The sequence below is a fragment of the Pseudomonas koreensis genome (genome assembly GCF_036668835.1).
Lineage (GTDB): Bacteria > Pseudomonadota > Gammaproteobacteria > Pseudomonadales > Pseudomonadaceae > Aquipseudomonas > Aquipseudomonas koreensis_I.
Genome location: NZ_JAZEVW010000008.1, coordinates 203,014 through 216,231, shown reverse-complemented (window position 1 = coordinate 216,231; position 13,218 = coordinate 203,014). Strand labels below are relative to the sequence as shown.

At 58.2% G+C, this 13,218-nt stretch carries 12 protein-coding genes and 2 tRNA genes; 13 read left to right on the top strand and 1 reads right to left on the bottom strand.

The window, feature by feature from the left end; all coding sequences use genetic code 11:
• Positions 1 to 70 precede the first annotated feature (70 nt).
• The 3 genes from carB to V6F91_RS21710 are packed head-to-tail and all read left to right on the top strand — an operon-like array spanning position 71 to position 4,198.
• The gene (gene carB / locus V6F91_RS21720; RefSeq protein ID WP_332768024.1) at positions 71 to 3,292 is read left to right on the top strand and encodes a carbamoyl-phosphate synthase large subunit; all 3,222 of its coding nucleotides are present in this window, start codon (positions 71 to 73) and stop codon (positions 3,290 to 3,292) included.
• Complete coding sequence (gene greA / locus V6F91_RS21715) at positions 3,289 to 3,765, top strand: transcription elongation factor GreA (protein WP_332768022.1); 477 nt, start codon at positions 3,289 to 3,291, stop codon at positions 3,763 to 3,765. Before carB ends, greA begins: the two co-directional genes overlap by 4 nt.
• A gap of 28 nt (positions 3,766 to 3,793) precedes the next feature.
• A complete protein-coding gene (locus V6F91_RS21710) occupies positions 3,794 to 4,198 on the top strand; it encodes an MFS transporter (protein ID WP_332768020.1) in 405 nt (134 codons plus the stop codon).
• 9 nt (positions 4,199 to 4,207) lie between these two features.
• Here V6F91_RS21710 and V6F91_RS21705 read toward each other — a convergent pair whose 3' ends face one another.
• The gene (locus V6F91_RS21705; RefSeq protein ID WP_003221534.1) at positions 4,208 to 4,516 is read right to left on the bottom strand and encodes a YhbY family RNA-binding protein; all 309 of its coding nucleotides are present in this window, start codon (positions 4,514 to 4,516) and stop codon (positions 4,208 to 4,210) included.
• A gap of 101 nt (positions 4,517 to 4,617) precedes the next feature.
• Here V6F91_RS21705 and rlmE point away from each other — a divergent pair, with 101 nt between their 5' ends.
• From rlmE to nusA, 10 genes are all read left to right on the top strand, one after another.
• Positions 4,618 to 5,247 (top strand): 23S rRNA (uridine(2552)-2'-O)-methyltransferase RlmE, encoded by a 630-nt coding sequence (gene rlmE, locus V6F91_RS21700; RefSeq protein ID WP_090281706.1) that lies wholly within the window; start codon positions 4,618 to 4,620, stop codon positions 5,245 to 5,247.
• Positions 5,248 to 5,449: 202 nt separating this feature from the next.
• Positions 5,450 to 7,357 (top strand): ATP-dependent zinc metalloprotease FtsH, encoded by a 1,908-nt coding sequence (ftsH, locus tag V6F91_RS21695; RefSeq protein WP_090281707.1) that lies wholly within the window; start codon positions 5,450 to 5,452, stop codon positions 7,355 to 7,357.
• 8 nt (positions 7,358 to 7,365) lie between these two features.
• Complete coding sequence (gene folP, locus V6F91_RS21690) at positions 7,366 to 8,217, top strand: dihydropteroate synthase (RefSeq protein WP_332768016.1); 852 nt, start codon at positions 7,366 to 7,368, stop codon at positions 8,215 to 8,217.
• 16 nt (positions 8,218 to 8,233) lie between these two features.
• Positions 8,234 to 9,571 (top strand): phosphoglucosamine mutase, encoded by a 1,338-nt coding sequence (glmM, locus tag V6F91_RS21685; RefSeq protein WP_332768014.1) that lies wholly within the window; start codon positions 8,234 to 8,236, stop codon positions 9,569 to 9,571.
• 65 nt (positions 9,572 to 9,636) lie between these two features.
• Positions 9,637 to 10,392 (top strand): triose-phosphate isomerase, encoded by a 756-nt coding sequence (gene tpiA / locus V6F91_RS21680; protein ID WP_332768012.1) that lies wholly within the window; start codon positions 9,637 to 9,639, stop codon positions 10,390 to 10,392.
• A 4-nt stretch (positions 10,393 to 10,396) separates the two neighbouring features.
• Positions 10,397 to 10,783 carry a preprotein translocase subunit SecG gene (secG, locus tag V6F91_RS21675; RefSeq protein WP_332768010.1) on the top strand — a complete coding sequence of 129 codons (387 nt, stop codon included), beginning with the start codon at positions 10,397 to 10,399 and terminating at the stop codon, positions 10,781 to 10,783.
• Positions 10,784 to 10,805: 22 nt separating this feature from the next.
• A tRNA-Leu gene (locus tag V6F91_RS21670) sits at positions 10,806 to 10,891 on the top strand.
• Positions 10,892 to 10,988: 97 nt separating this feature from the next.
• Positions 10,989 to 11,065, top strand: a tRNA-Met gene (locus tag V6F91_RS21665).
• 139 nt (positions 11,066 to 11,204) lie between these two features.
• Positions 11,205 to 11,663 (top strand): ribosome maturation factor RimP, encoded by a 459-nt coding sequence (rimP, locus tag V6F91_RS21660; RefSeq protein WP_007915250.1) that lies wholly within the window; start codon positions 11,205 to 11,207, stop codon positions 11,661 to 11,663.
• Between the two features lie 47 nt (positions 11,664 to 11,710).
• Entirely contained in the window at positions 11,711 to 13,192 is a 1,482-nt protein-coding gene (gene nusA / locus V6F91_RS21655; RefSeq protein WP_208938784.1) for a transcription termination factor NusA, read from the top strand.
• Positions 13,193 to 13,218 lie beyond the last annotated feature (26 nt).

Sequence of the window (13,218 nt, the reverse complement as noted above, 5' to 3'; positions counted from 1 at the left end):
GGCCCCTTCGGGACTTCAGAAATCGATCAAGACGGCTTGCCGACTGACCTGCGGATTTGAGTGACAACCCATGCCAAAACGTACAGACATTAAAAGCATCCTGATTCTCGGCGCTGGCCCGATCGTTATCGGCCAGGCCTGCGAATTCGACTACTCCGGCGCCCAGGCCTGCAAAGCCCTGCGCGAAGAGGGCTACCGCGTCATCCTGGTGAACTCCAACCCGGCCACCATCATGACCGACCCCGACATGGCCGACGCCACCTACATCGAGCCGATCAAGTGGCAGACCGTTGCCAAGATCATCGAGAAAGAACGTCCGGACGCCGTCCTGCCAACCATGGGCGGCCAGACCGCTCTGAACTGCGCCCTGGACCTGGAGCGCGAAGGCGTTCTGGAGAAGTTCGGCGTAGAAATGATCGGCGCCAACGCCGACACCATCGACAAGGCTGAAGACCGTTCGCGTTTCGACAAGGCGATGAAATCCATCGGCCTGGCGTGCCCGCGCTCCGGCATCGCGCACAGCATGGAAGAAGCCAACGCCGTCCTCGAGACACTGGGCTTCCCGTGCATCATCCGTCCGTCCTTCACCATGGGCGGCACCGGTGGCGGTATCGCGTACAACCGTGAAGAATTCGAAGAAATCTGCGCCCGCGGTCTGGACCTGTCGCCGACCAAAGAGCTGCTGATCGACGAATCGCTGATCGGCTGGAAAGAATATGAAATGGAAGTTGTCCGCGACAAAAAGGACAACTGCATCATCGTCTGCTCGATCGAAAACTTCGACCCGATGGGCGTGCACACCGGTGACTCGATCACCGTGGCGCCGGCACAGACCCTGACCGACAAGGAATACCAGATCCTGCGTAACGCCTCGCTGGCGGTACTGCGCGAGATCGGCGTTGAAACCGGCGGTTCCAACGTGCAGTTCGGTATCTGCCCGAACACTGGTCGTATGGTCGTGATCGAGATGAACCCGCGCGTATCGCGTTCCTCGGCGCTGGCTTCGAAAGCCACCGGTTTCCCGATCGCCAAAGTCGCGGCCAAACTGGCTGTGGGTTACACCCTCGACGAACTGTCGAACGACATCACCGGCGGCAAGACCCCGGCGTCCTTCGAGCCGTCGATCGACTACGTCGTGACCAAGCTGCCACGCTTCGCTTTCGAGAAATTCGCCAAGGCTGACGCACGCCTGACCACTCAGATGAAGTCGGTGGGTGAAGTCATGGCCATCGGCCGGACTTTCCAGGAATCCCTGCAGAAAGCCCTGCGCGGTCTGGAAGTCGGCGTTTGCGGTCTGGACGAAAAACTCGACCTGAGCAACCCGGAAAGCATGAGCGTGCTCAAGCGCGAGCTGACCGTTCCGGGCGCCGAGCGTATCTGGTACGTGGCTGACGCATTCCGCGCCGGTCTGTCGGTCGAAGACATCTTCGGCATGAACATGATCGACCCGTGGTTCCTGGTGCAGATCGAAGACCTGATCAAGGACGAAGAGAAGGTCAAGACCCTCGGTCTGTCTTCGATCGACCGCGACCTGATGTACAAGCTCAAGCGCAAAGGCTTCTCCGATCAGCGTCTGGCCAAACTGCTGGGCGTGACCGAGAAGAACCTGCGCACGCATCGTCAGAAGCTCGAAGTGTTCCCGGTCTACAAGCGCGTCGACACCTGCGCCGCCGAGTTCGCCACCGACACCGCTTACCTCTACTCGACATACGAGGAAGAGTGCGAAGCCGCGCCGTCCGGCCGCGACAAGATCATGATTCTGGGTGGCGGTCCGAACCGTATCGGCCAAGGCATCGAGTTCGACTACTGCTGCGTTCACGCCGCGCTCGCCCTGCGCGAAGACGGCTACGAAACCATCATGGTCAACTGCAACCCGGAAACCGTTTCCACCGACTACGACACCTCCGATCGTCTGTACTTCGAACCAGTGACCCTGGAAGACGTGCTGGAAATCTGCCGCGTCGAGAAGCCGAAAGGCGTGATCGTCCAGTACGGTGGCCAGACCCCGTTGAAACTCGCTCGCGCGCTGGAAGCCGCTGGCGTGCCGATCATCGGCACCAGCCCTGACGCCATCGACCGTGCCGAAGACCGTGAGCGCTTCCAGCAAATGGTTGAGCGTCTGAACCTGCGTCAGCCGCCGAACGCCACCGTGCGCAGCGAAGACGAAGCCGTCCGTGCTGCCGCGAAGATCGGTTACCCGCTGGTCGTGCGTCCGTCCTACGTACTGGGCGGCCGTGCGATGGAAATCGTTTACAAGGAAGACGAGCTCAAGCGCTACCTGCGTGACGCGGTGCAAGTGTCGAACGACAGCCCGGTGCTGCTCGACCACTTCCTCAACTGCGCCATCGAGATGGATGTGGATGCGGTCTGCGACGGCAAAGACGTGGTGATCGGCGCGATCATGCAGCACATCGAACAGGCGGGCGTTCACTCCGGTGACTCGGCGTGCTCGCTGCCGCCGTACTCGCTGCCGGCGCACATCCAGGACGAAATGCGCGAACAGGTCAAGAAAATGGCCCTGGAACTGGGCGTTGTCGGCCTGATGAACGTGCAGCTGGCTTTGCAGGGGGAAGACATCTACGTCATCGAAGTCAACCCGCGCGCCTCGCGTACCGTACCGTTCGTGTCCAAGTGCATCGGTGTTTCCCTGGCGATGATCGCTGCTCGTGTGATGGCCGGTAAGACTCTGAAAGAGATCGGCTTCACCAAGGAAATCATTCCGAACTTTTACAGCGTGAAAGAGGCGGTGTTCCCGTTCGCCAAATTCCCTGGCGTTGACCCGATCCTTGGCCCAGAAATGAAGTCGACCGGTGAGGTGATGGGCGTCGGCGACACCTTCGGTGAAGCATTCGCCAAAGCCCAGATGGGTGCCAGCGAAGTGCTGCCAACCGGTGGTACTGCGTTCATCAGCGTGCGTGACGACGACAAGCCACTGGTTGCAGGCGTGGCCCGTGATCTGATCAACTTGGGCTTCGAAGTGGTTGCCACTGCCGGCACTGCCAAGCTGATCGAAGCCGCAGGTCTGAAAGTGCGCCGCGTGAACAAGGTAACCGAGGGCCGTCCGCACGTGGTCGACATGATCAAGAATGACGAAGTCACACTGATCATCAACACCACCGAGGGTCGTCAGTCGATCGCCGATTCGTACTCCATTCGTCGCAATGCCCTGCAGCACAAGATCTACTGCACCACCACCATTGCTGCGGGCGAAGCGATCTGCGAAGCGCTGAAATTCGGTCCGGAAAAGACCGTGCGTCGCTTGCAGGATCTACACGCAGGATTGAAGGCATGATCAAATACCCAATGACCGTCCAGGGCGCCAAAGCCCTGGAAGAAGAACACGCTCACCTGACCAAGGTCGTCCGTCCGAAGCTCAGCCAGGACATCGGTACGGCCCGCGAATTGGGTGACTTGAAGGAAAACGCTGAATACCATGCCGCCCGCGAACAGCAGGGCATGGTCGAGGCGCGGATCCGTGACATCGAAGGCCGGATTCAGAATCAGGTCGTCATCGATGTCACCACCATCCCGCACACCGGCAAAGTGATTTTCGGGACCACCGTCGAAATCGCCAACGTCGAGACTGACGAAAGCGTCACTTACCAGATCGTGGGTGAGGATGAAGCTGACTTCAAACTCGGCAAGATTTCGGTCGGCTCGCCGTTGGCCCGTGCCTTGATTGGCAAGGAAGAGGGGGACGTAGTCGCCGTCAAAACGCCAAGCGGCGTGATCGAGTACGAGATTGTCGAAGTTCGTCACATCTGAAAGACGGCGCCCGCTACATGCGGGCGCCATGCTTTGGCAGCTGGCCCAGATGCTTTGGGTCGGCGGGCTATGGTTGATTCATCTCGGTTTGCAGCCGGCCTTGGGCCAGATTGGCCTGGCGCCGCTGCTGATCGACGAAGTCGCCGGTGCCTTTGAGGTGCTGGTCGTGGGTTTCGCTGCAGTTTGCGTGATCTTTCAGGCTTTGGTGCTGGTACAGGCCGAGGGCCCTGGCAGTCTATGGCGGGATTTTCGCGGGCAGGTGCTGCTGATGGCGTTGTACGCGTGTGCGATGTATGTCGCCGTGCGTGTCGGCTGGCCGGATGCGCAGCGCTGGCAGGTGTTCAGTTATCTGGTGCTGGGTTTTTCCGGGCTGGTGCTGGTCATGCAGCCGGTGCCGGGCTGGAGTGCCAGGGTGCGCGAAGCACACCCTTGACCCTTGTCATCACTTGAAGCGATGAACGTTCGACAGCTGCTTGTTGACGCTGAAGTTCTTGCGATACACCAGTGCCATCTTGCCGATGACCTGTACCAGGTCCGCTTTGCCGACCTTGCACAATTCTGCAATGTGCGCCAGGCGCGACTCGCGATCGAGGATGTTGAGCTTGATCTTGATCAGCTCGTGATCCGCCAAAGCGCGTTCGAGTTCGGCTAGCACACCTTCAGTCAGACCGTTGTCAGCCACAGTCAGAACTGGTTTCAAGTGGTGGCCAATGGATTTGTACTGTTTCTTCTGCTCTGGAGTGAGCGGCATAATCTGACCCTTTCGTCTGGATTCTGTAAAATGGCGGCCATTTTACCCGAGGGTTCGTGGATCCGCCCAACTAATCACGACCCTTATCATCGAGGTGCCCAATGGCGCGTTCCAAGACAAGCCTTGGTTGGCTGAAAAGACATGTCAACGATCCCTATGTGAAGCAGGCGCAGAAGGATGGCTACCGCTCGCGTGCGAGTTACAAACTTCTGGAAATCCAGGAAAAATACAAACTGATCCGTCCCGGCATGAGCGTTGTCGATCTGGGCGCGGCGCCCGGTGGTTGGTCGCAGGTCACCAGTCGACTGATCGGTGGTCAGGGGCGTTTGATCGCTTCGGACATCCTGGAAATGGACAGCATTCCGGACGTCACCTTCATTCACGGGGACTTCACCGAGGACTCGGTACTCGGCCGAATCCTTGAGGCCGTCGGTAATTCGCAAGTGGACCTTGTGATTTCCGATATGGCCCCCAATATGAGTGGTACGCCTGAAGTGGATATGCCCAAGGCCATGTTCCTGTGCGAGCTGGCGCTGGACCTGGCGGAACGGATCCTCAAGCCGGGTGGCAATTTCGTCATCAAGATTTTTCAGGGCGAAGGGTTTGATGTTTACCTGAAGGATGCTCGTCGCAAATTCGACAAGATCCAGATGATCAAGCCGGATTCTTCGCGTGGCAGCTCCCGCGAGCAATACATGCTGGCTTGGGGTTACCGCGGCAACGGCGAATAAAAAACGGTTTTTCAGCGGGGCGATAGCTTTTTCATATTTTGCCCCGCGCGCATAAACGAATATTGTGTGGAAAGTGTTTCACAAAGGGTTACAGACGGCGCCTGCCAGAGTTGTAGGTAATGTAGTAAGTTAGGCCGGTGAATATCATGCGAAGCGCGCGCCAGTAGCGGAGCTTGCTTCAGAGGGTAGTTAATTGAACGATATGGCAAAGAATCTGATCCTGTGGTTGATCATCGCGGCTGTCCTGGTGACGGTGATGAACAACTTCTCCAGCCCTAACGAGCCACAGACCCTCAACTATTCCGACTTCATCCAGCAGGTCAAGGATGGCAAGGTCGAGCGCGTCGCCGTTGATGGTTATGTGATTACCGGCAAGCGCACCGATGGCGACAGCTTCAAGACCATTCGTCCGGCAATCCAGGACAATGGTCTCATCGGCGATCTGGTCGACAACCATGTCGTGGTTGAAGGCAAGCAGCCTGAGCAGCAAAGCATCTGGACTCAACTGCTGGTGGCCAGCTTCCCGATCCTGGTGATCATCGCGGTGTTCATGTTCTTCATGCGCCAGATGCAGGGCGGTGCCGGTGGCAAGGGCGGGCCGATGAGTTTCGGCAAGAGCAAGGCGCGCCTGCTCTCGGAAGACCAGGTCAAAACCACGCTGGCTGACGTCGCCGGTTGCGACGAAGCCAAGGAAGAAGTTGGCGAATTGGTCGAGTTCCTGCGTGATCCGGGCAAATTCCAGCGTCTGGGCGGCCGCATTCCTCGCGGCGTGCTGATGGTCGGTCCTCCGGGTACCGGTAAAACCTTGCTGGCCAAGGCGATTGCCGGCGAAGCCAAGGTGCCGTTCTTCACCATTTCCGGTTCTGACTTCGTCGAAATGTTCGTTGGTGTCGGTGCCAGCCGTGTGCGTGACATGTTCGAGCAGGCCAAGAAGCACGCACCGTGCATCATCTTCATTGACGAAATCGACGCCGTCGGTCGCCACCGTGGCGCCGGCATGGGCGGCGGACACGACGAGCGTGAGCAGACCCTCAACCAGTTGCTGGTAGAGATGGACGGCTTCGAAATGAACGATGGCATCATCGTCATCGCTGCTACCAACCGTCCGGACGTTCTCGACCCGGCATTGCTGCGCCCGGGCCGTTTCGACCGTCAGGTGGTGGTTGGCTTGCCAGACATCCGTGGTCGCGAGCAGATTCTCAAGGTCCACATGCGCAAAGTGCCAATGGGTGACGATGTTGCTCCAGCGGTGATCGCGCGTGGTACTCCAGGCTTCTCCGGTGCCGACCTGGCCAACCTGGTCAACGAAGCTTCCCTGTTCGCTGCGCGCAGCGGCAAGCGCATCGTCGAGATGAAAGAGTTCGAACTGGCCAAAGACAAGATCATGATGGGCGCCGAGCGCAAATCGATGGTCATGTCCGAGAAAGAAAAACAGAACACCGCTTATCACGAGGCCGGCCACGCCATTGTTGGTCGTGTAGTGCCTGAGCATGATCCGGTTTACAAGGTCTCGATCATCCCGCGCGGTCGTGCGCTGGGTGTGACCATGTTCCTGCCGGAAGAAGATCGCTACAGCCTGTCCAAGCGTGCGCTGATCAGTCAGATCTGCTCGCTGTACGGTGGCCGTATCGCTGAAGAAATGACCCTTGGCTTCGACGGTGTCACCACCGGTGCCTCCAACGACATCATGCGTGCCAGTCAGATCGCACGGAACATGGTGACCAAGTGGGGCCTGTCGGAAAAACTCGGTCCGTTGATGTATGCGGAAGAGGAAGGTGAAGTGTTCCTCGGTCGCGGCGGCGGTGGTCAGGCAGCGAGCTTCTCGGGTGAGACTGCCAAGCTGATCGACTCCGAAGTGCGCAGCATCATCGATCACTGCTACGGCACGGCCAAGCAGATCCTGACCGACAATCGCGACAAGCTCGATGCGATGGCTGACGCGCTGATGAAGTACGAAACGATCGATGCTGAGCAGATCGACGACATAATGGCGGGGCGTACACCTCGCGAGCCGCGCGACTGGACGGGTGGCACGGGTACTCCGCCACCACCAGTAGTCCGAGACGAGCGTCCGGAAACACCGATTGGCGGTCCGGCTGCTGATGTTTAAGGCTTGAAATGACTTCTGTACAGTCCCTGACCCGGTTGCCTTGCGGCAACCGGGTTCTTGATTTGGCCCGGACGCATGTCATGGGCATTCTCAATGTCACTCCTGATTCCTTCTCCGACGGCGGCCAATACAGCCAGCTGGACGCTGCCTTGCGTCACGCTGAAGCCATGGTGGCTGCCGGCGCGACGCTGATCGATGTCGGTGGCGAATCCACGCGCCCAGGTGCAAGAGCGGTGTCACCGCTGGAAGAGCTTGAGCGCGTGGCGCCAATCGTCGAGCTGATCAATCGCGAGCTCGATGTGATCATTTCGGTCGATACCTCGACGCCAGCGGTCATGCGCGAAACCGCGCGACTCGGCGCCGGCCTGATCAATGATGTCCGTTCGCTGCAGCGCGATGGTGCGCTGGATGCAGCAGCGGCTACCGGTTTGCCGGTGTGTCTGATGCACATGCTCGGCGAGCCTGGAAACATGCAGGACAACCCGCAGTATCAGGATGTCACGCGGGAAGTGGGTGAGTTTCTCGCCGGGCGCATGGCGCAGTGTGCGGCGGCCGGTATTCCTGCCGAGCGAATCATTCTCGATCCCGGTTTCGGTTTCGCCAAAACCCTGCAGCACAATCTAAGCTTGTTCAAACACATGGAAGCCCTGCATGCGTTGGGCAGACCCTTGCTTGTGGGTGTTTCGCGAAAGAGCATGATCGGGCAGGCCTTGAATCGCCCTGTGGGCGAGCGTCTTCATGGCGGTCTGGCCCTTGCTGCGCTGGCGTCGGTAAAAGGTGCGTGTATATTGCGCGTCCATGATGTGGCGGAAACGGTAGATGTGGTGCGGATGATCGCGGCCGTAGAATCAGCCGAATAAGAATGATGGAGCGTTTATGAGCAAAAAATACTTTGGTACCGACGGCATTCGTGGCCGGGTCGGTGTGTACCCGATCACTCCTGACTTCATGCTCAAGCTCGGCTGGGCCGCCGGCATGGCGTTCCGCAAGATGGGCGCCTGCAAGGTGCTGGTCGGCAAGGACACGCGTATTTCCGGATACATGTTCGAATCGGCTCTCGAGGCGGGCCTGACATCGGCAGGCGCCGATGTGATGTTGCTCGGCCCGATGCCGACGCCGGCGATTGCCTATTTGTCGCGCACATTCCAGGCCGAGGCCGGGATCGTGATCAGTGCCTCGCACAATCCGCACGACGATAACGGTATCAAGTTCTTCTCCGGCAAAGGTACCAAGCTGCCGGATGAGTTAGAGCTGATGATCGAAGAGTTGCTCGACGCGCCGATGACGGTGGTTGAGTCGAGCAAGATCGGCAAAGTGTCGCGAATCAACGATGCATCCGGCCGTTACATCGAATTCTGCAAAAGCAGTGTGCCGACCGGCACCAGTTTTTCCGGTATGAAAATTGTCATCGATTGCGCACACGGCGCGACCTATAAGGTTGCGCCAAGCGTGTTCCGCGAGTTGGGCGCAGAAGTGGTCGTGCTGTCGGCGCAGCCTAACGGTCTGAACATCAACGATAACTGCGGCTCGACCCATATGGGCCCGTTGCAGGCTGCGGTGTTGGCTGAGCACGCTGATCTGGGCATCGCCTTCGATGGTGATGGCGATCGCGTTCTGATGGTCGATCACACCGGCGCCATTGTCGATGGCGACGATTTGCTGTTCATCATCGCCCGTGATCTGCATGAGCGCGGCAAGTTGCAGGGCGGCGTCGTCGGCACCTTGATGAGTAATCTGGGTCTTGAGCTGGCGCTTGCCGATCTGTCCATCCCGTTTATTCGGGCCAACGTCGGTGACCGCTATGTGATTGCTGAGCTGCTTGAGCGCAACTGGTTGGTGGGTGGCGAGAATTCCGGGCATGTCGTGTGCTTCAATCACACCACTACTGGTGACGCGATCATCGCGGCGTTGCAGGTGCTGATGGCGCTGAAGAGCCGTAATGAGGGTCTGGCGCAAACCCGTCAGGCGCTGCGCAAATGTCCTCAGGTGCTGATCAACGTGCGTTTCGGTGGCGGCGAAAGCCCGCTGGAGCACCCGGCTGTCAAAGAGGCGAGTGCGCGTGTAACCCAGGCAATGGCCGGTCGTGGTCGAGTGCTTTTGCGCAAGTCGGGAACAGAGCCTTTGGTGCGCGTGATGGTTGAAGGCGAGGACGAAACTCAGGTTCGCGGCTATGCCGAAGAACTGGCAAAACTGGTAACTGAAGTTTCTGCCTGATTCGGCTTGCCAGCCTTCACTCTCTTGGGTAACATCTGCGCCCACTTTGACCGACGAGGTACAGCATGCGTCGCCCTATGGTAGCTGGTAACTGGAAGATGCACGGTACCCGCGCCAGCGTCGCTGAGCTGATCAACGGCCTTCGTCATCTGGCCTTGCCAAGCGGTGTTGATGTCGCGGTATTCCCGCCTTGCTTGCATATCAATCAAGTGATTGATGGCTTGAAAGGCAAGTCGATTTCGGTCGGCGCGCAGAATTCTGCGGTGGAAGCCATGCAAGGTGCACTGACCGGTGAGATTGCTCCCAGTCAGTTGGTGGATGCAGGTTGTTCCCTGGTGCTTGTCGGGCACTCCGAACGCCGCCAGATAATGGGCGAGCGCGACGGGATGTTGAATCGCAAGTTCGCAGCGGCACAGGCATGCGGCTTGATTCCGGTGTTGTGTGTAGGGGAAACCCTCGAGCAGCGTGAAGCCGGTAAAACTCTTGAGGTTGTCGGGCGTCAGCTGGGCAGTATCATCGAGGAGTTGGGTGTCGGTGCCTTTGCCAGGGCAGTCATTGCTTACGAGCCTGTCTGGGCTATTGGTACCGGACTGACTGCAACGCCGCAACAGGCTCAGGATGTGCATAAAGCCATTCGCGAGCAGTTGGCGGCAGAGAATTCTGAAGTCGCACGAGGTGTGCGGCTTCTATACGGCGGCAGCGTGAAGGCGGCCAATGCGGCCGAACTGTTCGGCATGCCGGATATCGATGGGGGGCTCATTGGTGGAGCTTCCCTGAATGCAGATGAGTTCGGTGCGATTTGTCGCGCCGCGGGAAACTGAGAAAATGCTGGAAACAGTCGTAGTCGTTTTTCATCTGCTGGGTGCATTGGGCGTAGTTGCTCTGGTTTTGCTGCAGCAGGGTAAGGGTGCGGACGCTGGCGCGTCTTTCGGAGCAGGTGCTTCAAATACTGTGTTCGGAAGCCAAGGTTCCTCTACCTTTCTTAGTAAGTTTACTGCTATACTTGCCGCCGGTTTCTTCATAACCAGCTTGGGGTTAGGTTACTTTGCTAAAGAGAAGGCTCATCAGCTGACTCAAGCAGGTTTGCCAGATCCAGCAGTGTTGGAAGTACCTAAGCAACAACAGCCGGCTTCTGATGATGTCCCGGTGCTTCAAGAGCAAAAGTCGGCTATTCCAGCGACTGACGTACCTCCAGCTCAAGAGCAGAAGTAAGAAGGGTTCCAAACGTAGTTTTGCCGAGGTGGTGGAATTGGTAGACACGCAACCTTGAGGTGGTTGTGCCCATAGGGTGTAGGGGTTCGAGTCCCCTTCTCGGTACCAATTAGTCAGGAGAGCCCGCTGTTGCGGGCTTTCTTGCAGGTGGAAGGTTACATTGACCCTATAAGGGATCGGTCGTATACTTCCGCCCCAGCTTTGTCGCGGGGTGGAGCAGTCTGGTAGCTCGTCGGGCTCATAACCCGAAGGTCGTCGGTTCAAATCCGGCCCCCGCAACCAGTTTAAGGAGCCCCTTTTCAGGGGCTTTTTGTTAGCTGGACACTTTCAATGCCGCTGTTCGACGGCGTTTCAAGGATGGGCGTTATGCCCATTTTTTTATTTTGCAAAGCATGCACATATCATGCACTAGGGGGTTCAGGTGTCGAGCAAGCTAGAAGAGTTGCAGGCCTTGCTGGCCCCGGTGGTCGTGGCCCTGGGCTATGAATGCTGGGGTATCGAGTTTTCGGCTCAGGGTCGGCACTCGATGTTGCGCGTTTATATCGATAAAGAGGGCGGCGTGCTGGTGGACGATTGCGCCATTGTCAGCCGTCAGATCAGCGGTGTACTGGATGTTGAAGATCCAATCTCCGTTGAATACACCCTTGAAGTTTCCTCGCCTGGCATGGAGCGCCCGCTGTTCACTCTTGAGCAGTTTGCAAAATTTGCCGGTGAACAAGTGAAGATCAAGCTGCGCTCGCCTTTTGAAGGTCGGCGCAACTTTCAGGGCCTTCTGCGCGGTGTAGAAGAGCAGGACGTCGTGGTGCAGGTAGATGACCATGAATTCCTGTTGCCGATCGATATGATCGACAAGGCCAACATTATTCCCAGTTTTGACTGAGACGCGGATCCCGCGGATCCAATGGCTTGCGAAAGGCGAGGCGTACGATGAGCAAAGAAGTACTGCTGGTTGTTGAGTCGGTATCCAATGAAAAGGGCGTACCGGCAAGCGTAATTTTTGAAGCGCTGGAGCTGGCTCTGGCCACTGCTACCAAAAAGCGTTTTGAAGACGAAGTGGACCTGCGTGTGGAAATTAACCGCCACACCGGTTCTTACGAGACTTTCCGTCGCTGGACGGTCGTTGAAGAGAATGATCTCGACGATCCGGCCATCGAAACCTGGCCAAGCAAGGTTGCCGAAACGCATCCGGGCGCCAAGGTCGGCGACGTTGTAGAAGAAAAAATCGAATCCATCGAGTTCGGCCGCATCGCTGCACAGACTGCCAAGCAGGTCATCGTGCAGAAAGTTCGCGAAGCCGAGCGCGCTCAAGTGGTTGACGCCTATCGCGAGCGCCTGGGAGAAATCATCTCCGGCACCGTGAAAAAAGTTACCCGCGACAATGTGATCGTCGATCTGGGCAACAACGCAGAAGCGTTGCTGGCCCGTGAAGACATCATCTCTCGCGAAACCTTCCGTGTCGGCGTGCGTCTGCGTGCGCTGCTCAAGGAAATCCGCACCGAGAACCGCGGCCCGCAGCTGATCCTGTCGCGTACCGCGCCGGAGATGCTGATCGAGCTGTTCCGCATCGAAGTGCCGGAAATTGCCGAAGGCCTGATCGAAGTCATGGCAGCGTCCCGTGATCCGGGTTCGCGCGCCAAGATCGCCGTTCGCTCCAAGGACAAACGCATCGACCCGCAGGGCGCTTGCATCGGTATGCGCGGTTCGCGCGTCCAGGCAGTGTCGGGCGAGTTGGGCGGCGAGCGTGTTGACATCGTGCTGTGGGACGATAACCCGGCCCAGTTCGTGATCAACGCCATGTCCCCGGCCGAGGTTGCGGCAATTATCGTCGACGAGGATGCCCATGCCATGGACATCGCCGTTGGCGCAGATAACCTGGCTCAGGCCATTGGTCGCGGTGGGCAGAACGTGCGTCTGGCCAGCCAGTTGACTGGCTGGACCCTGAACGTGATGACCGAATCGGACATCCAGGCCAAGCAGCAAGCGGAAACCGGCGATATCCTGCGCAACTTCATCGACGAGCTGGAAGTCGACGAAGAGCTGGCGCAGGTGCTGGTTGACGAAGGCTTCACCAGCCTGGAAGAGATTGCCTACGTACCGGTGGAGGAGATGCTCAACATCGACGGCTTCGACGAGGATATCGTCGACGAGCTTCGCGCTCGTGCCAAGGATCGTTTGTTGACCAAAGCCATCGCTACTGAGGAAAAGCTGGCAGACGCCCATCCGGCCGAAGACCTGCTCTCGCTTGAGGGTATGGACAAGGATTTGGCGATGGAACTGGCGGTGCGCGGCGTAATTACCCGCGAAGACCTGGCCGAGCAGTCTATTGACGACCTGCTCGACATCGACGGCATTGACGATGATCGTGCCGGCAAGTTGATCATGGCCGCCCGAGCCCACTGGTTCGAGTAATTAGGCGCGGCCTGAGGAGAGAAGTG